At 63.1% G+C, this 24,435-nt stretch carries 23 protein-coding genes; 16 read left to right on the top strand and 7 right to left on the bottom strand.

The window, feature by feature from the left end; genetic code table 11:
• Window positions 1-3: 3 nt before the first annotated feature.
• Window positions 4-753, bottom strand: coding sequence for an ABC transporter ATP-binding protein (locus ACIQTW_RS06985; protein WP_402935283.1), 750 nt, complete (start codon window positions 751-753; stop codon window positions 4-6).
• Between the two features lie 223 nt (window positions 754-976).
• Here ACIQTW_RS06985 and ACIQTW_RS06980 point away from each other — a divergent pair, with 223 nt between their 5' ends.
• From ACIQTW_RS06980 to ACIQTW_RS06960, 5 genes are read left to right on the top strand one after another with little or no spacing between them, the layout of a single operon-like run.
• Window positions 977-1,381 (top strand): hypothetical protein, encoded by a 405-nt coding sequence (locus ACIQTW_RS06980; protein ID WP_402935280.1) that lies wholly within the window; start codon window positions 977-979, stop codon window positions 1,379-1,381.
• The gene (locus ACIQTW_RS06975) at window positions 1,381-3,033 is read left to right on the top strand and encodes a sensor histidine kinase (RefSeq protein ID WP_402935277.1); all 1,653 of its coding nucleotides are present in this window, start codon (window positions 1,381-1,383) and stop codon (window positions 3,031-3,033) included. Before ACIQTW_RS06980 ends, ACIQTW_RS06975 begins: the two co-directional genes overlap by 1 nt.
• Entirely contained in the window at window positions 3,030-3,689 is a 660-nt protein-coding gene (locus ACIQTW_RS06970) for a response regulator transcription factor (protein WP_402935274.1), read from the top strand. The genes ACIQTW_RS06975 and ACIQTW_RS06970 overlap by 4 nt, the downstream gene beginning before the upstream one ends.
• On the top strand, window positions 3,686-5,206 hold the full coding sequence (locus tag ACIQTW_RS06965) for an SLC13 family permease (protein ID WP_402935271.1): 1,521 nt from the start codon (window positions 3,686-3,688) through the stop codon (window positions 5,204-5,206). The genes ACIQTW_RS06970 and ACIQTW_RS06965 overlap by 4 nt, the downstream gene beginning before the upstream one ends.
• Window positions 5,207-5,248: 42 nt before the next feature.
• Window positions 5,249-6,454, top strand: coding sequence for a glycerate kinase (locus tag ACIQTW_RS06960; RefSeq protein ID WP_402935268.1), 1,206 nt, complete (start codon window positions 5,249-5,251; stop codon window positions 6,452-6,454).
• Between the two features lie 4 nt (window positions 6,455-6,458).
• Here the strand turns inward: ACIQTW_RS06960 and ACIQTW_RS06955 are convergent, their stop codons facing one another.
• Window positions 6,459-7,247, bottom strand: a complete 789-nt coding sequence (locus tag ACIQTW_RS06955) for a DeoR/GlpR family DNA-binding transcription regulator (protein ID WP_402935265.1) — start codon at window positions 7,245-7,247, stop codon at window positions 6,459-6,461.
• A 192-nt stretch (window positions 7,248-7,439) separates the two neighbouring features.
• Window positions 7,440-9,485 carry an acetate--CoA ligase gene (gene acs, locus ACIQTW_RS06950; protein ID WP_402936256.1) on the bottom strand — a complete coding sequence of 682 codons (2,046 nt, stop codon included), beginning with the start codon at window positions 9,483-9,485 and terminating at the stop codon, window positions 7,440-7,442.
• A gap of 470 nt (window positions 9,486-9,955) precedes the next feature.
• Between acs and ACIQTW_RS06945 the strand changes: the two genes are divergently transcribed.
• From ACIQTW_RS06945 to ACIQTW_RS06935, 3 genes are read left to right on the top strand one after another with little or no spacing between them, the layout of a single operon-like run.
• Complete coding sequence (locus tag ACIQTW_RS06945) at window positions 9,956-11,437, top strand: hypothetical protein (protein WP_402935262.1); 1,482 nt, start codon at window positions 9,956-9,958, stop codon at window positions 11,435-11,437.
• 11 nt (window positions 11,438-11,448) lie between these two features.
• Window positions 11,449-12,243, top strand: coding sequence for an endonuclease III (nth, locus tag ACIQTW_RS06940; RefSeq protein ID WP_402935259.1), 795 nt, complete (start codon window positions 11,449-11,451; stop codon window positions 12,241-12,243).
• Entirely contained in the window at window positions 12,240-12,917 is a 678-nt protein-coding gene (locus tag ACIQTW_RS06935; protein WP_402935256.1) for an NUDIX hydrolase, read from the top strand. The genes nth and ACIQTW_RS06935 overlap by 4 nt, the downstream gene beginning before the upstream one ends.
• Window positions 12,918-12,954: 37 nt before the next feature.
• Here the strand turns inward: ACIQTW_RS06935 and ACIQTW_RS06930 are convergent, their stop codons facing one another.
• Entirely contained in the window at window positions 12,955-13,155 is a 201-nt protein-coding gene (locus ACIQTW_RS06930) for a YegP family protein (protein WP_402935253.1), read from the bottom strand.
• Between the two features lie 187 nt (window positions 13,156-13,342).
• Window positions 13,343-15,034, bottom strand: a complete 1,692-nt coding sequence (locus ACIQTW_RS06925) for a bifunctional 3'-5' exonuclease/DNA polymerase (protein WP_402935250.1) — start codon at window positions 15,032-15,034, stop codon at window positions 13,343-13,345.
• A gap of 137 nt (window positions 15,035-15,171) precedes the next feature.
• On the opposite strand from ACIQTW_RS06925, the gene ssd reads away from it, so the two are divergent.
• The 7 genes from ssd to ACIQTW_RS06890 all read left to right on the top strand — a co-directional run bounded on the left by ssd (window position 15,172) and on the right by ACIQTW_RS06890 (window position 20,273).
• A complete protein-coding gene (ssd, locus tag ACIQTW_RS06920) occupies window positions 15,172-16,329 on the top strand; it encodes a septum site-determining protein Ssd (RefSeq protein WP_402935247.1) in 1,158 nt (385 codons plus the stop codon).
• Entirely contained in the window at window positions 16,326-17,573 is a 1,248-nt protein-coding gene (locus ACIQTW_RS06915; RefSeq protein WP_402935244.1) for a TadA family conjugal transfer-associated ATPase, read from the top strand. Before ssd ends, ACIQTW_RS06915 begins: the two co-directional genes overlap by 4 nt.
• The gene (locus tag ACIQTW_RS06910; RefSeq protein ID WP_402935241.1) at window positions 17,570-18,364 is read left to right on the top strand and encodes a hypothetical protein; all 795 of its coding nucleotides are present in this window, start codon (window positions 17,570-17,572) and stop codon (window positions 18,362-18,364) included. Before ACIQTW_RS06915 ends, ACIQTW_RS06910 begins: the two co-directional genes overlap by 4 nt.
• A complete protein-coding gene (locus ACIQTW_RS06905; protein WP_402935238.1) occupies window positions 18,364-18,960 on the top strand; it encodes a type II secretion system F family protein in 597 nt (198 codons plus the stop codon). Before ACIQTW_RS06910 ends, ACIQTW_RS06905 begins: the two co-directional genes overlap by 1 nt.
• 166 nt (window positions 18,961-19,126) lie before the next feature.
• Entirely contained in the window at window positions 19,127-19,534 is a 408-nt protein-coding gene (locus ACIQTW_RS06900; protein ID WP_402935235.1) for a DUF4244 domain-containing protein, read from the top strand.
• On the top strand, window positions 19,531-19,917 hold the full coding sequence (locus ACIQTW_RS06895) for a TadE family type IV pilus minor pilin (protein WP_402935233.1): 387 nt from the start codon (window positions 19,531-19,533) through the stop codon (window positions 19,915-19,917). Before ACIQTW_RS06900 ends, ACIQTW_RS06895 begins: the two co-directional genes overlap by 4 nt.
• On the top strand, window positions 19,914-20,273 hold the full coding sequence (locus ACIQTW_RS06890; RefSeq protein WP_402935230.1) for an Rv3654c family TadE-like protein: 360 nt from the start codon (window positions 19,914-19,916) through the stop codon (window positions 20,271-20,273). The genes ACIQTW_RS06895 and ACIQTW_RS06890 overlap by 4 nt, the downstream gene beginning before the upstream one ends.
• Window positions 20,274-20,277: 4 nt before the next feature.
• Here the strand turns inward: ACIQTW_RS06890 and ACIQTW_RS06885 are convergent, their stop codons facing one another.
• Both ACIQTW_RS06885 and ACIQTW_RS06880 read right to left on the bottom strand, forming a co-directional pair.
• On the bottom strand, window positions 20,278-22,620 hold the full coding sequence (locus ACIQTW_RS06885) for a DEAD/DEAH box helicase (protein WP_402935227.1): 2,343 nt from the start codon (window positions 22,618-22,620) through the stop codon (window positions 20,278-20,280).
• Between the two features lie 83 nt (window positions 22,621-22,703).
• Window positions 22,704-23,396, bottom strand: a complete 693-nt coding sequence (locus tag ACIQTW_RS06880; RefSeq protein ID WP_402935224.1) for a GNAT family N-acetyltransferase — start codon at window positions 23,394-23,396, stop codon at window positions 22,704-22,706.
• A 137-nt stretch (window positions 23,397-23,533) separates the two neighbouring features.
• Between ACIQTW_RS06880 and ACIQTW_RS06875 the strand changes: the two genes are divergently transcribed.
• Entirely contained in the window at window positions 23,534-24,430 is an 897-nt protein-coding gene (locus ACIQTW_RS06875; RefSeq protein WP_402935221.1) for a rhodanese-related sulfurtransferase, read from the top strand.
• Window positions 24,431-24,435 lie beyond the last annotated feature (5 nt).

Raw genomic sequence — 24,435 nt, 5'->3', positions numbered from 1 at the left:
AGACTAGACATTGAAGGCACCCTTGAAGTTGGCGGTGGCCGACGCACTCTGCGTGGGAGCCGGAACGGTGCTGCCGCTGTCTGCCACGATCCTGCCGTCGCGCAACTCCACAACGCGCTGGCAACGGGCAGCAACATTGGGATCGTGGGTGACCACCAGAAGCGTCCGGCCATTGGCAGCTACTGAATGGAGGAGCACGTCCAGGACTTCCTTGGACGTTGCCGAGTCCAAAGCGCCGGTGGGCTCGTCCGCGAAAACAACACGGGCGCCCGTGACCTGGGCACGGGCGATAGCCACGCGTTGCACCTGTCCACCGGAAAGCTCGCCTAATCGGCGTTGTTCCATCCCGGCAAGGCCCAAAGCACCAAGCCATTCGCCGGCCCTGGCCTCTGAAGTGTTGCGGTCCGTGCCGTTGAGCATCAGGGCCAAAGCGACGTTCTCCAAGGCAGTGAGCTCCGGCAGCAGCATGCCCTGCTGGAACACAAAGCCGAACTCCTCGCGCCGCAGGCGGGACAGCGCAGCATCTCCCAAGGTGTCCAGCCGCAGAGGCGAGGACGGAGTGTTCAAGGTGATGGCACCGGCGTCGGGCCTCAAAATTCCTGCGAGGCAGTGCAAAAGGGTGGTCTTACCCGAACCTGAGGGTCCAATGATCGCAATGGACTCGCCGGCGTTTGCCGTGAAGTCAACGTGGTCCAAGGCGATGCTGCCGGGGTAGTGCTTGGTGAGCTGCTGGGCGTGGAGGATGGCGTTCATATATCCAGCATCCCTGCGGCCGCTGTCCTGGGTCGTCAGTCCCGCGGCTGAACTCTGCGGGCCGGTCTCCACCCGGGGTATGAGACCCAACTAAGTAGCAGATGACGTCGTTTTGAGCTCCCAGAACGACGTTATCTGTCACCTACTTGGGGTGGGGCCCCGGATGAAGACTTCTTCATCCCCGTTTCATGAAGGCCTCATGGAGGCCTGTAACGATGAATACATGCAAACGATGCGACGAGTTCTCCTGTTGGGGGCGATGCTCCTTGTTCCGGTCCTCCTGGCCGTGGCGGGAACCTTGCTCGCGGCTCCCTCGGGACCGCCCGAGGTGGATGCGAATCCGATCGAGTTGGGGCCGGGCCCGGATGGACGTCCCGCACCGGGTTTGGAACCTACTCCGGGTCCCAGCCAACCAAGCCCGTCGCCTTCCGTTCCTCCGCAACCAACACCGGCGCCGCCTACAACGCCCGCGCCGCCTACAACGCCCGCGCCGCCTACAACGCCCGCGCCGCCCGTTGCCCCACCCGCAGCCCCGCCCGTTGTTCCCGCTCCGCCGGCGGCCCCGGTGCCGGTGGTGCCTCCAGTGGTCATAGACGAGGACGACGACGCTGGCGAGGTGGAGGACTGATGACGGTGACAGAGAGGCGCACGGGCCGGGCAACAATGCCCGACCTACCGGACCGGCACCCCAGAACCAAAGGTCCCCGAGCCAGGCTTGGATCAAGAGTTCCCGCCCGGTGGCGCATCGCCGCCTGGATTCTGCTCACCACTGCCCTGACGTTGCTGGCGGTCATGCTCACCATGCGCTCGCTGCTGCTGAATGGTGCCCAGACCCAAGCCCATCAGGACATCAACCAGGAATTGCAGGAGTTCCGTGCCTTCGCCGCTGAAGGCGTGGACCCCACCACGGCCAAGCCTTTCAGTTCCATTGAGAAGATGCTGGAGATCTTCCTCAGCCGGCAATCGGCCGCCCAAGGTGAAGTAATCGTGGGAACTGTCGGCCAGCGAACCCTGTACACCCCTACTGGTGCCTTGAGTTCGCAGACCGCTGGCCATGACCTGCCCCGGGATCAGGCATTGATGGACTCCATCCGAAGCGGGAATGCTTCGTCCGGGATCGCACATACCAGTGAAGGCGAGATGCATTGGGTGCGCTTGCCGGTGGTCTCGGGAAACGAAACCGGACACCTCATAGTGGGTACTTACATGGGCCCTCGTGAGGATCAAGTGGCCGGCACAGTGCTGACGATCTTCTTCGTCTCCTTGGGCGGTCTAATAGTGACCGCAGGTATTGCCTGGCTGGTGGCCGGCCAGATCCTGTCTCCTGTCAGGGAGGTACGCCGGGTGGCGGAGGACATTTCCGAAAATGACCTGACAGCGCGTGTCCCTGTTCGGGGTAATGACGACATTTCGGCGCTGGCTGTCACTTTCAACACCATGCTGGACCGGCTCGAGTCGGCTTATCGCACGCAGCGGGCCTTCGTGGATGACGCATCGCATGAACTGCGCACCCCCATCACAGTGATCCGCGGCCACCTTGAGCTCATGGAAGACGACGAAGCTGACAGAGCCCGCACACTCACCTTGGTGGATGACGAACTCGCACGGATGGGCCGCATAGTTTCGGACCTGCTGCTGCTGGCGAAAGTGGACCGGCCCGGTTTCGCGCAACCACGGCGTACCGACGCCGCCACCCTGCTGCTTGATATCGAGGCAAAAGCACAGGTTCTTGGACCAAGGGGGTGGCCCATCCTGGAAATCGCCGAGGGAAGCATCAATGTGGACGCCCAACGCATCACCCAAGCGGTACTGCAATTGGCTACCAATGCTTGCCAGTACTCGCCGGAGGGCAGCACGGTCAGTCTCGGCTCGCGTTTCGAGGGGGAAGGCGGCGCCCGTCGCTTTACCCTCTGGGTTTCCGACCGCGGCAGGGGAGTGGACGAGGACGAGGCCGCCCGCATCTTCGGCCGCTTCCATCGTGGCCAGGCAGCTCAGGACACTGATCGGGCCCGGCCTGGTGCCGGACTGGGTCTGGCCATTGTCCGCAGTATCGCCGAGGCCCATCACGGTACTGCCTGGGTCCGCAGCACCCAGGGAAATGGCGCCACGTTCGGCATAACGGTGCCGTCACCGGCGTATGACGCCGGCCCCGTCTCGGACGGCGTCATCACCCTCGACGACGGCGCTGACGCCCGTACCACGCTCGACGCCGCCCCCGCCTCCGCCGCGGACGGCAACGTCACCGAACGCCTGGATCAAGTGAAGGAGCACCAAAAGTGAGCAGGATCCTGATTGCCGAGGATGATCGGCGGATATCCGATTTCATTGAGAAGGGCCTGAGGGCGGCGGGCTACACGTGCCTGACTGTGGACGACGGAGCCAGTGCGCTGCTGCTGGCCCGGTCCGGCGAGTTCGGCATGATCATCCTTGACATTGGCCTTCCAATGCTCAGCGGCTTCGAAGTGTTGGAGCGGCTCCGCAGTGAGGGTTCCAAGACGCCCGTGATCGTACTGACCGCCAGCGATTCCGTGGCGGACACCGTGTACGGTTTGGAGAGCGGCGCCAATGACTACATGACCAAGCCGTTCCAGTTTGCCGAACTCCTGGCGCGGATACGTCTGCGCTTGAATGATGAATCGGACACCGCTCCGGTCCTGACCCTCGCCCATGACGATATGATCTTGGACCTACGGAGCCGCAGAGTCCGTGTGGGCGATGCCGGAGCCGATCTCACTTCCCGGGAGTTCTCGCTCCTTGAGGTATTCCTCCGCCACCCCGGCCAGGTCTTGAGCAGGGAGCAGCTGATCTCCCACGCCTGGAACATGGACTTCGACCCCGCATCGAATGTGGTGGACGTTTACGTCCGGGCACTCCGCGCCAAGATCGGCGCAGAGCGGCTGGAGACCATCCGTGGTGCGGGATACCGGCTGACATGAGTCAGGTCTATTACAGCTCCGCGCCACAGAGTCCGGAGCACTTGCCTGAACCGGATGGAGCACGGAAAGTCCTCGGAGTCCGCCGTCCTTCGGCTGCCATTGCCTTGCTTGTTGCAGTGGCCATCATGGCGGCGCTGACCGTCAATTCAGTCAATGGATGGGGCCTGGACGGCCACGCGGCCGTGACGCTCTGCGTCTTTGTCGCCGCCATCTGGTTCTGGATCTTCTCCACAGTGGAGGACACCTACGTAGCCCTTGGCGCCGCCGTCGCGCTTGTCATCAGCGGGACTCTCCCTACGGAGAGCCTCTTTGCGGCGCTGGGTGAGGACTCCATTTGGCTGCTGATGGCCGCGTTCGTCATTGCCAGTGCCGTGGCGTCAACCGGCTTGGCGGCCAGGGGTGCCGCATTCATCATCTCCGGTGCCCGTTCCGTGAGGCAGTTGGCGCACTTATCCTGCCTTGGACTGGTGGTAACCGCCTTCGCAATTCCGGCAACCTCCGGACGTGCAGCGTTGGTGCTGCCCATCTTCCTGACCCTGCGGAAGGTCTTCAAGGACCGACCTGCGGTGGTGAAGATGCTCGCCGTGTTGTTCCCCACCGTCATACTTCTCTCCGCAGTAGGGTCCTTCCTCGGAGCCGGCGCACATCTGATCACTAGCCAAATCCTCCAGTCGGCCGGCCACCCGGGCTTCGACTTTGCTTCGTGGCTGCTGTTGGGCCTTCCGCTGGCCTTGGCGTCCTCCTTCATGGCCACGGAGCTGGTGGTCAGGCTCTTCACGTCGCCAAATGACCGGGCGGAACCTTTGGCAGTGCGGCTCAAAGAGTTGCAGGAAGACAACAAACAGCGCATTACCGGCCCGTTGGACCTGGATGAGCAGCGTTCGCTGCTGTTGCTGGCGGCCGTGGTGGCGCTTTGGTGCACCGAGCCGATCCACGGCTTGGACCCGGCTTTGGTGGCGCTGATGGGAGCCTTGGTAGTCTCCCTGCCCTCCTACGGATCCATCACGCTGGCAGCTGCCCTCAAGAAAGTCCCATGGTCCATGTTGATCTTCATGGCTGCCACCTTGGCCCTTGGATCCAGCCTTGTGACCACCGGAGCAGCGGACTGGCTGGCCACGTCCATGCTGGGACCGGTTGCCGTCTTTGGGGCAGCTAAACCATACGTGTTCGTGGTGCTTGTGGTGCTGGCTTCAACAGCCGCCCATCTGGTGATCCAGTCGCGGTCGGCCCGCTCTGCCGTGCTCATTCCCATGGTGGTGGCCTCGGCAGCGCCTATGGGAGTGGACGCCATGGCGGTCGCCTTCGCGTCCACTGCAGCAGCCGGCTTCTGCCACACCCTCACCAGCTCGGCCAAACCGGTGGCCATCTTCGCAGAAACGGACGGGAGGCCCAACTACGAGCCCGCCGACCTCCTCAGGCTTTCGGCCTGGTTGGCGCCGTTGAGCGCCGTCCTGGTCCTTTTGTTCAGCTTTTTCCTCTGGCCGCTGCTCGGCCTGCCTCTCTTTACCGCCCCTTAAGACACAGAATTCGCCATAAACCCACTAGAAACAGGTGTCCTCATGGTCATGTCCATCCCGCAACGGATTTTGGTAGCTCCTTCCGGTTTCAAGGAAAGCCTTGATGCCGTGGAAGTGGCAGCGGCTATCTCCGCCGGCATCCGGCGCGTTATTCCTGGAGTAAGCATCAGCGCAGTACCTCTGGCCGATGGCGGCGAGGGCACTGCGGCTGCGCTCGCAAGCGCCACCGCCGGGAAGATCATCCGCGCGCGGGTCACCGGGCCGGTTGGAGACATAGTGGATTCACACTTCGCTGTTCTCGGTAAGGTGGACCGGCCCACGGCAGTGGTCGAGATGGCAGCAGCGGCAGGCCTCCGCCTGGTTCCCGGGACCATGCGCAATCCAGGGAAGACCACCACCCGCGGTGTAGGTGAATTGATCCTTGCTGCGCTGGATCAGGGTGTGGAACGGATCGTGGTGGGGTGCGGTGATTCGGGGACGTCCGACGGCGGTGCGGGCGCCTTGCGTGCCTTGGGCGTCAGAATCCTGGACGCGCACGGCCAGGAACTTCCTGAGGGTGGCGCTGCACTGTGCAGCGCGGCCAGAGTGGACTTTTCAGGCCTGGATCCCCGACTGGCCTCATGCCAGCTGGAGTTGGCACTGAACCCGTTCAATGTCCTGTGCGGACCGCAGGGAGTGGCTCGGGTTTTCGGTCCGCAAAAGGGCGCAACGCCGGACCAGGTGGAAGAACTGTCCAAGGGCTTGGATCATTGGGCCGGTTTGCTGGCAGAGGCTACTGGTACGCCTGAGGAGTTCCTGAGGAACGGAGCGGGAACCGGTGCCTCGGGTGGACTCGGTGCTGGTCTCGCAGCCGTAGGTGCACGGCTGGTGCCCAGGTTCGAGCTCCTCCTTGATTCCGGGCTCGCCGGGATAGACCTCGACGCCCACATTGCCAAGGCGGACCTGGTGGTTACGGCCGAGGGCGCCATAGATTTCCAAACGCCCCGCGGCAAGGTTCCGGCGGAAGTCGCCCGGCGTGCACAGCGGGCCGGAGTACCGGTGCTGGCCTTTGCCGGCTCCATTGGCAAGGATGCAGCCGACGTTCACGCCGCCGGAATCGACGCCATTGCCGGAATCATCCCCATTCCCATGGACTTGAACCGTGCTGTCGCTGAGGGAGCCATGCTCCTCCAGGAAGCCACTGAGCGCACGTTCCGTGTGCTGCTGCTGGGGTCGGCTATCTCGTCCAGGGTGGCGGCAGCAGCCTAGCTTCCTAGGCCTCGGCGATCCGAAGTTTTGCAACGTTCTCGGCCAGTACGCGCCGGGCGTCTTCACCAAGCAGCGAGTCCGTGATCAGTTCGTCAGCCTCTTCCAGTTGGGCGATCGAGGCAATGCCCACCACGCCCCACTTGCTGTGGTCCGCCAGGACAACGGTGCTGCGGGCGGACGCCATGAAAGCGCGGTCGGTTTCCGCTTCCAGGAGGTTGGGCGTGGTGAAACCGGCGTGGGCGTCCATGCCGTGGACACCCAGGAAAAGAACATCCAGGTGGAGCTGCTTCAGCGAGGATGTGGCTATCGGGCCTACCAGGGCGTCCGACGGCGTCCGCTCGCCGCCGATCAGGATCACTGTGGACCCGAAGCGTGCCGGGCCGGATGAGGAACCGTGGTGGAACAGATCTGCGATGCGCACCGAGTTGGTGACCACGGTGATGCGGGGGCCGTTAACGAGCTCCTTTGCCAAGGCCCAGGTGGTGGTGCCGGCGCCGAGGCCGATCGCCATGCCTTCCTGGACAAGGGACGCAGCCTCCACGGCGATGGCGTGTTTCTCCGCGGGCAGCTGCGTGGATTTGAGCTCGAAGCCGGGCTCGTGGGTGCTCGCATCGCCTGGAAGTTTGGCTCCGCCATGGATGCGCTCAACGCGGCCGGCTTCCTCAAGGGCTTCGATGTCGCGCCGCACAGTCATGGGGGACACTCCCAGCAATTGCGCGAGGTCCGAGACCCGCACCACGCGTTCCCGCTGGACTGCGTCGATGATGGCGGAGTGGCGTGCTGCCTGGAGCATCAGGGCCTTTCTGGGGAACCTCGTCAAACATGGGGCTGAATCTGGCTCCAGTCTAGGGTGGGAGGCTTCCAGAGCCCGGCAGGCCCAGCGCGGCGGCGCCACGCCTGCGTCACGCAAGTCCTTCGCGGAGGACGGCTTAACGCACGACGGCGCCGTTCGCCTCGAGAGGTGAGCGGCGCCGTCGTGAACTACTTACTTACGGAGGGACTCCGCGATCTGGGTCATGATGCCGGGGTCAGCCAGGGTGGTGGCGTCGCCGGTGTCGCGGCCTTCCGCGATGTCCTTCAGGAGGCGGCGGACGATCTTACCGGAACGGGTCTTGGGCAGTTCGGGAACGATCAGCAGCTGCTTGGGCTTGGCGATCGGGCCGATTTCCTTGCCCACATGGTTGCGGAGTTCAAGGACGGTTTCGTCGCCCTTGTTCACGGCGTCACCGCGGAGAATGACGAACGCGACCACGGCCTGGCCGGTGGTCTCGTCAGCGGCACCCACCACGGCCGCTTCAGCGACGGACGGGTGGCTGACGAGGGCGGACTCGATCTCCGTGGTGGAGAGGCGGTGGCCGGAGACGTTCATGACGTCGTCCACGCGGCCCAGGAGCCAGACGTCGCCGTCTTCGTCCTTCTTGGCCCCGTCACCGGCGAAGTACATGGCTTCGAACCTGGACCAGTAGGTGTCCTTGAAACGCTCGGGGTCGCCCCAGATGCCACGGAGCATGGAGGGCCACGGCTCGCGGACCACCAGGTAGCCGCCTTCGCCGTTGGCCACGGACTGGCCGTTTTCGTCCACGACGTCCACGGCGATGCCGGGCAGCGGAACTTGCGCGGAGCCGGGCTTGGTGGCTGTGACGCCGGGCAGCGGGGCGATCATCTGTGCGCCGGTTTCTGTCTGCCACCAGGTGTCCACGATGGGGGCGGGGTGTTCCTTCTTTTCACCGTTCTTGCCAGCGTTGGCACCGATGACGTCGCGGTACCACATCCACGCTTCGGGGTTGATTGATTCGCCCACGGAGCCCAGGACGCGGATGGAGGAGAGATCGTACTTGTCCGGGATATCCCGGCCCCACTTCATGAACGTCCGGATCGCGGTAGGCGCGGTGTAGAGGATGGAGACTTTGTACTTCTCCACGATTTCCCACCAGCGGCCCTGGTGGGGGGAGTCCGGGGTGCCTTCGTAAATGACCTGCGTGGCGCCGTTGATCAGCGGAGCGTAGGTGACGTAGGAGTGGCCGGTGACCCATCCGACGTCGGCCGTGCACCAGTAAACGTCCGTTTCGGGGTGGAGATCGAACACGGCCTTGTGCGTGTACGCGGCCTGCGTAAGGTAGCCGCCGGTGGTGTGCAGGATGCCCTTGGGCTTGCCCGTGGTGCCGGAGGTGTAGAGGATGAACAGCGGGTGCTCGGAGTCATGCCCGACGGCGGTGTGCTCGGTTGAGGCCTTATCTACGGTTTCGCTCCACCCGAGGTCGCGTCCTTCTACCCAGTTGACGTCCTCGCCGTTGCGCTTGACCACAACCACGTTCTGAACCGTATGACCTTCTTTGGACAGGGCTTCGTCCACGGCCGGCTTCAGCGCGCTCGGCTTGCCGCGGCGGTAGGTGCCATCGGCGGTGACCACGAGCTTGGCTTCGGCGTCTTCGATCCGGGAGCGCAGGGCGTCAGCGGAGAATCCGCCAAAGACTACGGAGTGCACGGCACCGATCCTGGCGCAGGCAAGGAGCGTGATGACGGCCTCGGGAATCATGGGCAGATACACGGCCACGCGATCACCCTTGGCCACACCGAGGGACTCGAAGGCGTTGGCAGCCTTCTTGACCTCTTCGGTCAGTTCCGCGTACGTGTAAGTGCGGGTGTCGCCGGGCTCGCCTTCGAAGTAGATGGCAACGCGGTCGCCCAAGCCGTTCTCCACATGGCGATCCAACGCGTTGTACGCGGCGTTGACTTCGCCGCCGACGAACCACTTGGCAAACGGCGGGTTGGACCAGTCCAGCGCCTCGGTGAAGTCCTTGTCCCAGCTCAACAGCTCGCGGGCCTGCTTGGCCCAGAACGCGGGACGGTCCGCTTCTGCCTCTTTGTAGACGTCAGCGCTAGTGACGGCGTTAGCAGCGAACTCTGCCGACGGCGCGAACTTGCGGTTCTCGTGGAGGAGGTTTTCAAGCGCCTCAACGTGTGCGGCGGGACCGTTCTGCGCAGTTGAAGCTGCAGCGGTGGCCGTGGATCCGGTGGTGTCCTGGGACATGGTGAACCTCATCATTCATCGATCTTTGCTGCGCGGATCCTGCCGTGAGGTCCCCGCCCGGGCCGTCGTCGGCGTCGAGCGCGGCCCTCAAGGGTCCGCAGAGTGCTGTCCGGCATCAACACTATCGCTTTGGGAAGTCCTACGTGTGCGTCGTCACAAATGCGGCAGCGAGCGGCGCGGATTTAGCGACGAATGGCGGCTTGGGCAGTGAGTAACCGCTTACATGACGACGGCGGCTGGCCTGGGCTGCCGCTGTTGACGGGGTAAACGTGGGCCGCACTCTGTAAGGAACCTTGGAGTTTGCTGTGGGCGAAGCTGTATGGCCGTTTTCAGCTAGAACCCTGTCAGTGGGGTGGCATAGGCTGAAGAAGTCTTGGGACGCACTTCTGGTGTGTCCGGTTCTCCGCGGAATCCCCGCGGAGGTTGCCGGGCCGGACTGTCCAAGGCGCCGCCGTACGAAGGAGAAATAGATGAACCAGCTGAGCCCAGGACCGCACGACTCACAGCCGACGGGACCGGACACCACGGCTGGAACGGCCACCGCTGCAGGTGGCAACGCTGCTGCCAAAGACGACGCACGCAAGAACGACGCTGCTGCTAAGAATGACGCTGCCAAGTATGACGCAGTCGCCGGCCCATTCACCATCCGGGACCTTACCGTTTTCGGCTTCACGCTCCTGATGTTCGTGGCGTCACTCCTGCCAATGTTCGGGGCGCGCTACAACCTTTGGAACCTCGGAAACCTGTTCTTCCTGCTGCTGGGCATCATCCTGCCGCTGGTTGTGGTGGCGCTCTTCGTGGCCCGCAGGCTGCAGCCGGGCACCATCGTCCGCGTTGGCTCCCTGTCCGTCGACCAGTTCGCTTCCGTCACGGCCTCGTTCGCCTTTCCCTTGTTCTTCCTCACCATTGCCAACTCGTTCAATGGCAGCGTCCTGCTGGGTTTGGTCGGTTCTGTAGGCCTGCTGGCTGCCACGGTCCTGGCTCCCCACCTTCCGTGGCTTTCCGCTGATTTCAAGGGCCGTGCTGAAACGCCGGCGCACGTTGTTGCCCGCGAGTCAGCTGTGCCCAGCCGCAAGCCGGCTGCCCCCAAAGAGCCGAAGGCCCCTAAAACGCCGAAGCCGTCCGAGACCGTCAGATCAACCCCTGGATTCCAGGGATCGACGCCCGGTTACCAAGCTCCGGTAGCCCATGCTTCTGGTACCGCGGCCGCCGCAGCCTCCACTGGTGCTCCCGGCGCGGGGGCTCCTGGTACAGGTGCCACCACAGGCTCCAGCCCCTTCGCTCCGCCGGCCAGCTACGGAACAACGCCGTCCCCCGCAACCGAAACCCCCGCCGTCGTGCATGCGGCTGACGCCAAGCCCGCAGACATTACTGGCCCTGCAACCACCAGCCCTGCAGTCGGTGCCCCTGCGACTTCTCCCGCTGTTGCTCCTGCGCCGTCCGGTGCAGGCGCTTCTCCAGCCATGTCTTCGCCTGAGAGTGCAGAGCCTGCTGGAGAGTCGGGCGCGAAGGACGCCCCGGTGACGGCTCCGGACTCGACTCCCGAGCCAGCCACCACCCAGCACGCTGCGCAGCCAGCCACCACCCAGCACGCTGCGCAGCCAGCCACCACCCAGCACGCTGCGCAACCGGCGGGGCAGCAGCCATGGGCTGCCACTATGGCCACGCCCATAGTCTCCGGTGACACGCGAAGGGTCAGCGACTCGATTGGCGCCACCGTGGATCCGGCCAGCCGTCCGGAGGAATCCGATGCGCCACAGTACGAGGCCTTCTGGTTCGCCGTCGCCCAGCCACGGACTGCTTACGACGAACACACGGGCGCTCCGGCGTTCACCATCGAACCAGGTGGATGGGTCCTGGCGCTGGAGGACCGCGGCCATGAATTCCTGGTCCAGGACACTGACGGCAAGGTTGGGGTTCTTCGGGAGCTCAGCAACATCGAACGCGGCTAAGCAGGGACACCGTGGCCATCGCTGAAGCTGGTTCGCTGCTCGCGCTCAAACGCCGGGCACGCAAGATCAACAGGGTCCTCGCCGACAAGTATCCCTACGCGCATGCGGAGTTGGATTTCAGGAACCCCTTTGAGCTGGTGGTGGCCACGGTCCTCTCGGCCCAAACCACAGATGTGGCGGTTAACCAGGTCACCAAAATCCTGTTTGCCCGGTATCCGGATGCCCGCGCCATGGCTGAAGCGGATCCCGTAGAGCTGGAGACAATACTCCAGCCGACGGGCTTCTTCAGGGCCAAAGCGCGGAACGTGCTGGCGCTCAGCACACGGCTTGTGGATGAGTACGACGGCGTGGTCCCGGGACGTCTTGAAGATTTGGTGACGCTCCCGGGCGTCGGGCGCAAGACCGCGAACGTCGTTTTGGGCAATGCGTTCGGTATTCCCGGGATAACGGTGGATACACACTTCGGTCGTCTGGCCCGCCGGTTCGGGTGGACGGCCTCGGACGATCCTGTGAAGATCGAGTTTGATGTCGCCGAATTGTTTGAACCCCGGGACTGGACCATGCTCTCGCATCGAGTGGTGTTCCATGGACGCAGGGTCTGCCATTCCAGGAAGCCGGCTTGCGGTGCCTGCCCGGTCGCGAGTCTCTGCCCGAGCTACGGCGAGGGCGAAACGGACCCGGTTAAGGCAGCCAAGCTCCTGAAGTATGAGCTTGCGCCGGGCAACGAGGCTTTGCTGGAGAAGCTATTGGCCGAGACGCACAGGGCCGCGGAGATCCGCATGGAGTCGCAAAGGAGGCCCGGGTGACCGCTCTTGAGGAACTGTCCGCGTTGGTCACCCGCTTTGCAGACGGCCAGCAGCAGCACTCGGCCCTCTGGGAGAAGCTTCCCGTCACCCCCGAAACCAACCGGGCCGCGGCAGTCCTGATGCTTTTCGGCGTGCTGGACAACATTCCTGCCGAATCCGGGCGGCCCCTCGCACCGGCCGATCTCGATGTCCTCTTGCTGGAACGGGCGCACACCCTTGATGACCATCCGGGCCAAGTGGCGTTCCCGGGCGGCAGCGTGGACCCGGAAGACGAGTCGGTTGTGGCTGCAGCCCTTCGCGAAGCTGTTGAAGAAACCGGATTGGATGCAAGTGGTGTCCGGGTTCTCGGGGTCATCCCGGAGCTTGGGCTCATCCGGAGCAACTTCCGGGTGACGCCCGTCCTGGCATGGTGGGATGCGCCATCGCCGGTTCGCGTAGTGGACTACGCCGAATCTTCCCAGGTCTTCAGGGTGCCGGTGCGCGACCTTTTGGATCCCGTCAACCGCGTCACAGCCACCATCTCCCGGTTCGGCCGGACTTACACCAGCCCTGGTTTCACCGTAAACGGTGTGCTGGTGTGGGGTTTCACCGGGATGGTCCTCAGTGGCCTCTTTGACGAACTGGGCTGGACCGTTCCCTGGGACAAGGACAAGCTGCACGACATCGACCTCTAACGGACCCTTGCCTGACTGGTCCTGCGCTGGTGCCTGTCTAGGCAGCCTTGCGGGCCGTCGTCGATCGGTCCACGATCAGTCCCGTTGCGGCGTTTTCCCGCACGGCGTTGATGCCGGCAACTACACCCTCGAGATGCGTGAACGCTGGTGATACGGCCACGACGGTTCCATCGGCCGCAGTCAGGCGGAACCGGTAACCGTCGTTGTTGTCCTTGAGAATTTCAAACCTGCCAGCCATCGAAATGCTTCCCCCTTTGATGCTTCCTTGCACACATATGTGGACCAGCAAAACTATCCACATAGTGAAAGTATCCAGAACCGCGGACGAACTAAAGTTACTTTGCAGTACGGCTAACTGACGGGTCATCCCGGCTCATACAGCGAGATGTGACTGGATAGTCCCACGGCTTCCCGCTATGGTCCGTCTATTTCGCTTTGTCGTAGGAATCGACGACGGCGATACTCACTGGAAATTCCACGGGTATCCGCCCGAACATGAGTTCCTTTGCCGCTGTAGCCGCTTCTTCAATGGCCTGGATGGAGGCGTCCACCGCGTGGTCGGGTGCGTGAACCATGACTTCGTCGTGCAGGAAGAATACGAGTTCGCCAATAGGTGAGCCTTCTGCGCGCGAAGCCCGCAGCCGCCGTCGTAATTCCGCGAGCCAGCACGCCGCCCACTCAGCAGCCGAGCCTTGGACCACGAAGTTGCGGGTGAAGCGGCCCCTGGACCTGGCCAGGTTGTCAGCGCGGCGCTGTTCGTCAGCGGTGGTGGACTGTTGGCTCCGCAACCAACCGGCCGACGGCGGTGGGCTGCTCCTGCCCAGCCGCGTGGTGACTGTCCGGCCCGCTTCGCCCTCACGAGCCGCCTGCTCCACGAATCCGACGGCGCGGGGATAGGTTCGCGTGAGCTGCGGCATGAGCCTGCCCGACTCGCCCGTGGTTGCGCCGTAGATGGCTCCCAATAGCGCAATCTTTGCTTTGGCGCGGTCACCGCCAAAGCCTTGAGCTGCGATGCCTGCGTAGAGGTCCTTGTCACGGGCTGCCTCTGCCATTTTCGTGTCTTGCGCCAGTGCCACGAGGACTCTCGGCTCCAATTGCGAGGCGTCGGCGACGATGAGTTTGTGGCCCGGGTCCGCATGGACCGCTGCCCGGATGTTACGCGGGATCTGGAGCGCACCACCACCGCGTGAAGCCCAGCGGCCGGACACTACCCCGCCCACCACGTACTCCGGGTGGAACCGCCCGTCACGTACCCATGCGTCCAGCCAGGACCAGCCGTTGGCGGTGTGCAGGCGGGAAAGTTTCTTGTAGGCGAGCAGGGGCTGGATGGCGGGGTGTTTCGATTCCTGAAGCTCCCATTGACGGGTGCTTTTAACCTCGATTCCGTTCCGGTGCAAGGCACGCATGAGGTCCTGCGGGGAGTCCGGATTCAGGCTGGGGGAGTTGAGGATACTCCGAAGCTCGGCGCAGAGAGCCTCGAGTGCCGGAGGCCGCTGCCCGAGCGGCGGCCTGGGCCCAAGAACATCGGCAAGGATCTGTTGGTGCAGTTCTTCTCGCCACGGGACACCGGCGTGCTGCATCTCGATGGCGATTATGGCGCACGCAGACTCCGCGGCCAGCAGCAACTGCAGGCGTTGTTTCTGCTGGTGGTCCGCAGGGACCTGAGAGATGGCGTGCTGCTGGGCAGCGAACTCCTCCCTGAGTTCAGCCAACCCCGCTTTGGGGTTGGACGGTGACAGGTCTTCGAAGAGTGCGCCTTGGTCCACGGGCGGTGGCGGGGGCTGCAGAGCCCGTGGTGGTGTTGAGTCGTCGTCCTGAGTGAGCTTGACCGCATGCTTGGCGTAGTCCGTATGCGCCGTGAATTCAGAGTGGGCAAGAATGGCTCCGCAAAGCGCCAGGTCGTGGCAACGCTCCAGTTCCAGGCCATGGGTCAGCAGTTCCGGATACCAATCCTGGGCTCGATGCCACACCCAGCGGGGCCGTTGCCTTTCAAATTCACGCACGACGCCGGGCAACTCACCACGGGTGACCACACGCGCGTCGGCAGTTGCCTTTCCGGTGGGGGAGATCCGTTGTATGGCTGCGCCTTCCTGGTGGGCGGCGAGCAGCAAATACATGGTGTCCATTCTGCCCTGTGCGGAGTGGTGCTGTGGTGGTGAGTGGCTGTTCCTCCACAGTTGCGACCGTCCCCGGTTGTGCACATAAGGGAATAAAGACCTTATGAGTCCCGGCCGATTCAACCAGTGTGGATGCCATGAGCAAGAGAATTCGTCGGCACAGGGAAACCAGCAAGCACCACGGGCATAGCAGCACCCAGGCAGCGCAGGGGGACGCGGACGGATCCTGGGTGCCTCGCGACGCCGTCGGGATACTGCTCGTTTCGGGCGACCCTTACCTTCAGGAAGAGGCCAAACGGATAGTCGCGGCGGCAGGCGGAAGCCTGAGAACGGCCATTGACGTGGCGGACGCCGTCCATGGTTGGGACAACGCCGACGTCGTTTTGGTGGGTAGTGATATCCGCGAACTTCCGCCGCGGCGAAGGGCTCCCACAGTGTTGCTCGGCAAAACCTCTGAAGGTGACGGGCTATGGCGTCTAGCTGCTGCGCTGGGGGCTGAACGGGTAGCCGTCCTTCCTGAGGCTGCTGCCTGGCTCGCTGAACACCTCAGCATGTCCGGCTCTCCAGATCCAGGGGGCACGGTCATGGGTATCATCGGCGGCAGTGGCGGGGCGGGAGCTACAACCACCGCCATTTGGCTGGCCCAAGCTGCGGCAGGACATGGCATCAGCACGTTGCTCATCGATGGTGACCGCTGGGGTGGAGGCCTTGAACTGGCGGTAACGGCTGATGAGATTCCAGGCCTGCGGTGGCCCGACTTCACCGAAACCCGCGGCAGCATCGATCCTTCGCAGTTCCGGGACTCACTGCCCGTGGCCGGTGGGTTCGCCTATTTGTCATGGCCCGGGACCCGGGAACCGGTCCATATTCCCGCGGCCGGTGCTGTAGCTGCGGTGGTTGACGCCGCACGCCGAAGCTTCGAACTCGTCCTGGTGGACATCGGGCGCAGCCGGGAAGGGTTGGGGACTCTCGCGTGGGACTGCGACAGGATCCTGCTGCTGAGCAAACCTCATCTCAAATGTGCCGTGGCGGCTGCACGTGTCCTCGACGATCTACCACCCGTCGACGTCGGACTTCTGGTCCGTGGAACCGGTGCCGCCTCCGTGGACGCTTCGCTGATTTCCGAGTCTTTGGGATTGCCCCTGGTGGGTATCCTTCCCGAGATACGCGGCGTGACGGCAGGCACTGAACGAGGACGGTTGCTGGAATTCGGACGCCGAAAACCGATCAGCCGTTTCGCCGGTTCTGTGCTGGAGTTCAACTCTGTGCTGGAGTCGAACGGCGCCATCCAATGAGCCGCTTCGCCGAGGAAACCCGACGTCGGCAGGGCCGCAGGCTGGATGCCGTCCTTCTTGAGACGGTGCGGGAATCAGTGCTCGCAGGGAACGGACCCGTCACACCGTCTACGGTGGCAGCAGCTGTGCAGGCGAGCGGCAGATTGCTGGGTACTGCCGGGGCGTTGGAAGCTGCGGAATCCATCAATGCCGAACTGAACGGGTTGGGACCCCTCCAACACCTCGCCCAGGATCCGGCCGTCACTGACATCTTCGTCAACGGACCCGATTCAGTCTGGTTGGACCGTGGGAACGGTCTGGAACGTTCAGGGGTCCACTTCGACACTGAACAACAGATCAAGTCACTGGCCACGCGCTTGGTTTCAGCCGGGGGCAGGAGACTGGATGACGGTTCTCCCTGCGTGGACGTCCGACTCAAGGGCGGATACCGGGTGCATGCGGTCCTCGCGCCGATATCAACGGCGGGCACCTTGCTGTCCATCCGCATCCGCCGGGAAGAGGTGTTCACCCTGACCGAGTTGAGGGAAAGCGGAATGTTCTCTGCGCACGGCGAGTCGGTTCTGCGTGCCATCATGGCGCACAAACTGAGTTTCCTCATCAGCGGTGCAACGGGCTCAGGAAAGACAACGCTGCTCTCCACAATGCTCGGGTTGAGCCATCCGGCAGAGCGTTTGGTGCTCATCGAGGACGCCGCCGAGCTCAACCCCGTCCACCCACATGTAGTGACGCTCGAGTCGCGCCATGGAAACCTTGAGGGTGGAGGAGCCCTGGACCTCGGAGAGCTGGTCCGCCAAGCACTACGCATGCGGCCGGACAGGCTGATTGTAGGAGAATGCCGAGGCGCCGAAGTCCGTGAACTGCTGACTGCGCTTAACACCGGCCACACCGGCGGCGGCGGCACGATTCACGCCAACACTGCCGAGGCTGTGCCAGCACGATTGGTGGCCCTCGGCGCCCTGGCTGGTTTGAACGCCGAAGCCGTCCGATTGCAGGTCTCCAGTGCCTTGGACGTCGTGATTCACGTAGACAGATCTTCATCGGGGCGGAAAGTGGCATCCATTGGCGTAGTGGCCGATACACAGGCGGGCCAGAAGGTGGTGCCGGCCTTGTGCTGGGGTCCGTCAGGCATGACATACGGGCCAGCGTGGCCAGAACTCGGCGTCAGGCTCTCCCTGGCGCCGCTTGGAGTGAACGATTACTCGACACCAGATGATTTTGTGCCACAAAGCGGGGACGGCCCATGATTGGGGCATTCGTTTTCGTTGCTGCACTTGCGGCATGGCTGCAGCTCAGGGGCCATGGTGCCGGCAGCCGACGAATTCGGACGAGCCTGGAGGGCCCGACAGTCCGGAATGGGAGTACCAAGGCTCACGTGGGGGTGTGGCCCGGCCGCTCACGACGAAATCGGACCGAGCCTTTGCCACTTGTGGTGCTGGTGCAACAGCTCGCCGCCCTTCTTCGCGGCGGGCGGGGAACGTCCAAGTTGTGGGAAGAGCTATGGAGTGTCCACGGTTCCCGGCACATCACGGACGGCGGCACGGCCGCAGCGGTGCAGAAGGGAAACACCGGGATGTCGAACGAGTCGGTAAAAGTATTGGCAGCAGCACGGGCAGCGTCGACTGTGGGAAATTCTCCTGCTGAAGCCATCCGTGTCACGGCAGCCAAGGCGTATCCGGGGCGCGGAAGTTCAGAACGACGAGTGTGGATGGAACTGGCAGCATGCTTGGACATCGCGGAAACCAGCGGCTGCCCCCTAGCTGGCGTCCTCACCCGATTCGCAGCCCAACTGGAAGCCGAAGAAGACTCCGAAGCCGCCCGCCAGACGGCGCTCGCAGGGCCAAAGGCTACCGTTCGCCTGTTGTCGTGGCTCCCGGTCTTCGGGCTTGGTCTCGGGATGGCATTGGGCGTGGATCCGTTGGGGATTTTGCTGAACAACTTCCTGGGAGTTGCCACGTTCGCGGCTGGACTCCTCCTAACGGTGGCCGGCAGGATGTGGTCCTCACGGCTCGTCGCGTCTGCGGCTGGAGGCCACTGATGCCGGGAGTTCCAGTGTTGGTGATGATGGTGGTCATGGCCCTCGCCGCTTTCATCAGCTTCGCAGCACCCGCGCGGCTGAGGACGAGGTTACGTTCCCGTGGCAGGGAGGCTGAAGCGCCGACGGGGTCATTGCCGGCAGTCGATGCTGATCCGGCAGCGGACGGACTCCGCGATACGGCAATGATGCTGGAGCTGGTGGCCTCGATGCTCGATGCCGGAGCTGGAATAGGGCGGTCACTGGAACTCATCGCAAAGTGTGCCTCCCCACCCATCAGGCAATCACTCCGGCCAGTTGTTGCCGCACTTACCCTTGGTGCCGACTGGGAGACTGCCTGGCGGACCCCCACAACACACGTGCCCGAAGTAGCCCGCCTCAAGGATGCGTTGGCCTTCGCAGCACTGACTGGCGCGCCGTCTGCGTCCATCCTCTATGCACAGGCCGCAAGGGAACGGCGTGAGCAGTTCCGGGCCGCGGAGAAGCGGGCAGCCGCCCTGGGAGTAAAGCTTGTGGTGCCTTTGGGTCTGTGCTCGTTGCCGGCCTTTATCTGCCTTGGAATCGTTCCCGTCCTGATCGCCATGATTCCCTCTGGATGAATGCGGAGGCAAGCCTGCTCCAGATGAACCCCAACCTTTCCTCCACATCCAGCCATTCAGTCGTGGTTATCCACTTGCGGGAATCGACTTCTTTCCGGTTACTCCACGCCACGGAAGAGTCGGTTCTGTCGGCAGACCCGCTGGCACTTCTTGAAAGGAATCCACTATGAAAACACTGTCCACTACGCTTCCTGAGATTCTCCGTGATCTGCCGGCTCTCCTTGAGGACCCGAAGATTCCTTCCGGAGAACCGGAGACAACCCGGGTATACGAGCTCTCGGAGTACGAGCTTGAGCACAACGACTTCGAGCGATTCGATCTCGAGGACGAACTCGGGCAGTTTGAATCGGGATTCGACGATCTTGAGGAGTTCGAGGACACGCCACTTGCTGGCGATGGCTTCCGGGCAAGGACAAGGCTGATGGGTTCGGAAGTGGGCATGGCCACGGCCGAGTACGCCATAGCCACCCTTGCTGCTGTTGGGCTCGCGGGTCTCCTTGTGGTCATCCTTCGGAGCGAGGAGGTCCGAGGCTTCCTGCTCAACCTGATTCGTACGGCGTTGTCCTTGCCATGACGGATGTGCTGCCTGCCCGCGGGAGACTATTTCGGGAAGAGGCGGAACGGGGCGCTGTCACTGCGGAGTTCGCCGTCGCCCTACCGGCCGTTGTGTTGCTCCTGGCGTTCCTTCTGGCAGGCGGTGCCGCAGGTATCACCCAACTTCGACTGGAGGAAGCAGCCAGGGCTGGAGCGCGCGCATCGGCCCGGGGCGAGACGACCGGGTCGGTGGAAGGGATCGTCAAGCGACTTGCCGGAGACGACGTTAGCGCGATGCTGACCGACGACGGCGAGTGGCTGACCGTGACAGCTTCGTCGCCAGTAGGCGGAGCCTTGGGCCCGCTTATACCTTGGACGCTGAAAGCTTCCGCGACAGCGCGGGCAGAAGCGGGCACCTCGTGAAGAAGGTGTTGAATACCAAGAGTGAGCGCGGGGGCGGAACCGTGCTCGCCTTGGGACTTGGGGCCGTGGTCATGGCGATGCTTCTTGGACTGCTCTTCCTCGCTCAGGCAGGGGTTATGGCATCCCGGGCTGCATCGGCAGCTGATCTGGCGGCTCTTGCAGCAGCAGATGCTGCCCGTGGTCTTGCTTCCGGGGAACCTTGTGCCGTCGCTGCTGACGTGGCCGCGAAGCACGATGTGAGGCTCACGTCTTGCACGGTAGTCGGCGGGAACGTTGTGGAGGTCGGCACTGAGCTGGCAAAACCCTTCCGCTGGGGCGTTGCCATGGGCCGCGCACGGGCAGGACCTCCTCCATAGGCACCTAGCTGGCGTCCTTCAACAACACATCGAGGAGTGTGATGGCGGCTGCCTTGTCCAAAGGGTTGTTCTTGTTGCCGCATTTAGGTGACTGAACACAGGACGGACAGCCGGCATCACACTCGCAGGCCTTGATTGCCTCCCGGGTGGCGGTCAGCCAAATCTTGGCCTTTTCAAAGCCCCGCTCAGCGAAACCAGCACCACCGGGGTGGCCGTCGTAAACGAAGATCGTTGGCACCCCTGTGTCGGCGTGCAGGGCGGTAGAGACGCCGCCGATGTCCCAACGGTCACTGGATGCCACCAGGGGGAGCAGCCCAATGGCGGCATGTTCAGCCGCGTGAAGTGCCCCGGGGAACTCCGCTTCCACTAGCCCGGCTCCGTGCAGCGAACGGTTGTCCACCACGAACCACACAGCCTTGGTAAACAGGTCCCGGGCTCCCAAATCGAGGGGTTCTTCACCGAGGATCTCGTTCGAAATCAAGGCCTTGCGCTGAAAAGAGACCACTTGGGTGGTTACTTTGACGTCGCCAAAGTGCACGGTGATATCACCCCACTGGACCGATCGCGAGGTTTCAAGGACCTCGATCTGGGTTACATCCCGGGCGGTGGTGTAGAAGTCCGGATTCACCCGGCGGACCATCACGCAGTGATCGGTTTCATTGAGGTCCTCCACAAGGTAGCTGTCACCTTGGTGGACATAGATGGCACCTGTATGGGCCTGATAGTGCGTCTGTGGCGAGTCCATGGTTCCCAAGAGGGACCCCGTCTCGGCGTCAACGATACTGACGGGCCCGCCTCCGTCGGCCCGGAGGTTTACCATCCCCGCAGCGCTCTCGGGGTGGGTCCAGAACCATCCCGCGGGACGCTTGCGAAGATAGCCCTGGACCACCAAGCGATCAAGGAGACCCTCGGCAGTGGGGCCGAAGAGATCCAGCTCCGCCGGGCCGATCGGCAACTCGGCCGCCGCCGCGCACAAGTGCGGGCCAAGAACGTAAGGATTGCCGGGGTCGAAGACCGTGGCCTCCACGGAGACGTCAAAGATCGCCTCCGGGTGGTTCACCAGATAGGTATCAAGCGGATCATCGCTGGCCACAAAGGCCGCAATGGCATCCTGCCCCGCGCGCCCCGCACGGCCAATCTGCTGAAAGAGCGAGGCCCTGGTACCCGGCCAACCGGCCACCAGTACGGCATCAAGCCCCGAAATGTCTATGCCAAGTTCCAAAGCGGACGTGCTGGAGACCCCCAGCAACTGCCCTGACCTCAAAGCCTGCTCCAAAGCCCGCCGCTCCTCGGGCAAATAACCCGACCGGTAGGCGGCCACCCGCCCCGGAAGGCTGGGATCCACCTCATCCAGCAGTCTCTTGGTGATGGAGGCAATGGACTCTGCGCCGCGACGTGACTTGATGAACGCGATGGTCCTGACGCGTGACGAGACGAGGTTGGCCAGGATATCCGCGGTTTCAGCTACCGCTGTCCTCCGCTGTTTGGCACCGTTCTCGCCTTTGACCTCGGTCAGGGCCGGCTCCCAGAAGGCCACCGTAGTGGACCCGTGTGGAGAACAGTCTTCGGAAACTTCCCGGACGGGAGCGCCAATGAGCCGGCCAAAGGAGACCCCGGGATCGGAAGCGGTGGCGGAAGCAGCTATGAAGACAGGTTCAGGGAAGGAGGTGCCCGCACCGTAGTAAGCACAGATCCGGCGCAGGCGCCGCATCAAATTGGCCACGTGCGAGCCGAACACACCTCGGTAGCTATGTGCTTCGTCCACGATGACGTAACGCAGCCGTCGGAAGAACCGGGCCCACCATGTGTGGTTGGGAAGGATGCCGAAGTGCAGCATGTCAGGGTTGGCAAGGATGAAATTGGCGTGGTCACGGATCCAACGCCGGGACGACACGTCGGTGTCGCCGTCGTACGTCTCTGCCCGGACCGTAGGCAGTTTAAGCGAGCGGATCGCTGCGAGCTGGTCTGCTGCCAGGGCCTTGGTAGGGGACAGGTAGAGCGTGACTGCGCCGTCGTCGTGGATCTTTCCGGGATCAGACAGGACTCGCAGCTCCGAACGGTGGATCGCATCCAACGCCGGCAGCTGATAGGCGAGCGACTTTCCGGACGCAGTTCCGGTGGCGATGACGACGTGCTGTCCGGAATGGGCAAGATCTGCCGCTTGAATCTGGTGCCGGTACGGTTCGTGGATGCCCAGGGTGCCGTACGCTGCCACCACATCCGGGTGGACCCAGTCAGGCCACGGCTCATTGACGGCTTTTCGGGCCGGGATGGTGTGGACATGGCGCAACTGCTCAGGGTCCGGCGTCCGGCCCAGTAAGGAGATCAGTGAATTTGGTGCAGCCACCGAATCATTCTGTCACTGTGCGGGGACGCCAACGGCGGCACCTTTGGAGCGCCGCCGTCGGGCTTGGCTGTTGGCAGGGGTTTCTAGGCTCCCGACAGGTCCGATCCTTCGGTGCCGCTGGACATCATGAGGACGTGGCACACCACATCCCAGCCCAGATGGGAGTAAAGCTTTTGGCCGTCCAAGGATGCCAACAAAAGCCCGTTTTCGACATCGTGCGCGAAAGCTTGGGCCGCAAGGGCCTTCATGATGAAGCTGCCCAGGCCACGGCGCTGAAAATCAGGCTCGGTGACGATCTTGTCGAAAACGGCGGTGCCATTGACGACGTAGACCCGGCCGCTGGCAGCAACCTGTTCACCAGAGTGGACTACCGCGTGGTGGACGCCGTTGGATTCGGAAGTAGCGAGCTCCAAATCGTCGTCAGGGAGCCATGGATCCTCGGAATCCTGGGTTTCCATGTCCACGATCATCATGGTCTGGGATGCGGACGTCACGGTGAGTCCGCGCTGCTCAGCGAGGTATTTATACCGTTGGACGTCGTTAGTGAGTACCGTCAGGATCCGGTTTGGGGATTCTGCGGTCTTGTCCGCAAGGGCGGCGAACTCTTCGTCCGACGGATCATGGGCGAAATACTCCCAGTCACCGGTTTTGTCGGCACGAAGTGCGGCAGGGAAGCGGCCCTCTTGGCGTAACTCATAGCCGCGGCAGCCGGACCAGCCGGCTACCCAGACTTCCAAGAGGTGCGCAATGTCTTCAACCAAGGCGTCTGGACTCATGTAGAGAGAGTATGCCAGCGCACCATGAAGCAACAGAGCCACGTCAGCCCGGTGATCGTTGCTTATGGAATTGTGACTTCCGGCCGCAGGCGCCGCGCGGAACGAACGGATTTTACTGCACCAAGTACCCTTTAATAGTGGCTTTGAACCGAATTGTGCTCTTCTATGGCTTTACCCCGATCGCCGACCCTGACGCCGTGCGTCTGTGGCAGCGTGCCCTGTGCGAAAAACTGGGCCTCACCGGCAGGATCCTCATATCCAAGGACGGCATCAACGCCACAGTGGGCGGCGAGCTCAACAACATGAAGCAGTACGTGAAGACCACTCGCGAGTACAAGGGTTTTCACGACATCGACTTTAAGTGGTCGGAGGGAGGCGCTGCAGACTTCCCGCGCCTCAGCGTCAAGGTACGCGATGAGATCGTGTCGTTCGGTGCACCGGGCGAACTGAAGGTGGACGCCAACGGCGTGGTGGGCGGCGGAAAGCACCTCCAACCCGAGGAACTTCACGCGCTGGTGGATGCCAAGAAGTCCAGTGGCGAAGACGTAGTGTTCTTCGATGGCCGGAACGCGTTCGAAGCCCAGATCGGCAAGTTCAAGGATGCAATCGTTCCGGATGTGGACACCACCCACGATTTCATCAAGGAACTCGACTCGGGCAAGTATGACGACCTCAAGGACAAGCCGGTTGTCACCTACTGCACCGGGGGCATCCGCTGCGAAGTACTCTCCAGCCTGATGGTCAACAGGGGCTTTAAAGAGGTCTACCAGTTGGATGGAGGGATCGTCCGTTACGGCGAGACGTTCAAGGACAAAGGCCTCTGGGAGGGCTCGCTGTACGTCTTCGACAAACGCATGCACGTCGAGTTCAGTGAGGAAGCCAAGACCATCGGGGAGTGCGTCCGCTGCTCTGCTCCCACCAACAAGTTCGAGAACTGCTCCAACCTTAGTTGCCGTACTTTAACTCTGTACTGTCAGGAGTGTGCCTCCAGCCCGGAAACACTCCGCTGCCCCGGAGGCTGCGAAGCGGCCTGACAATC

The organism is Paenarthrobacter sp. NPDC090517, from assembly GCF_044769165.1.
In the GTDB taxonomy this organism is placed as follows: Bacteria; Actinomycetota; Actinomycetes; order Actinomycetales; family Micrococcaceae; genus Arthrobacter.
This window is presented reverse-complemented; position numbering and strand designations above follow the sequence as displayed.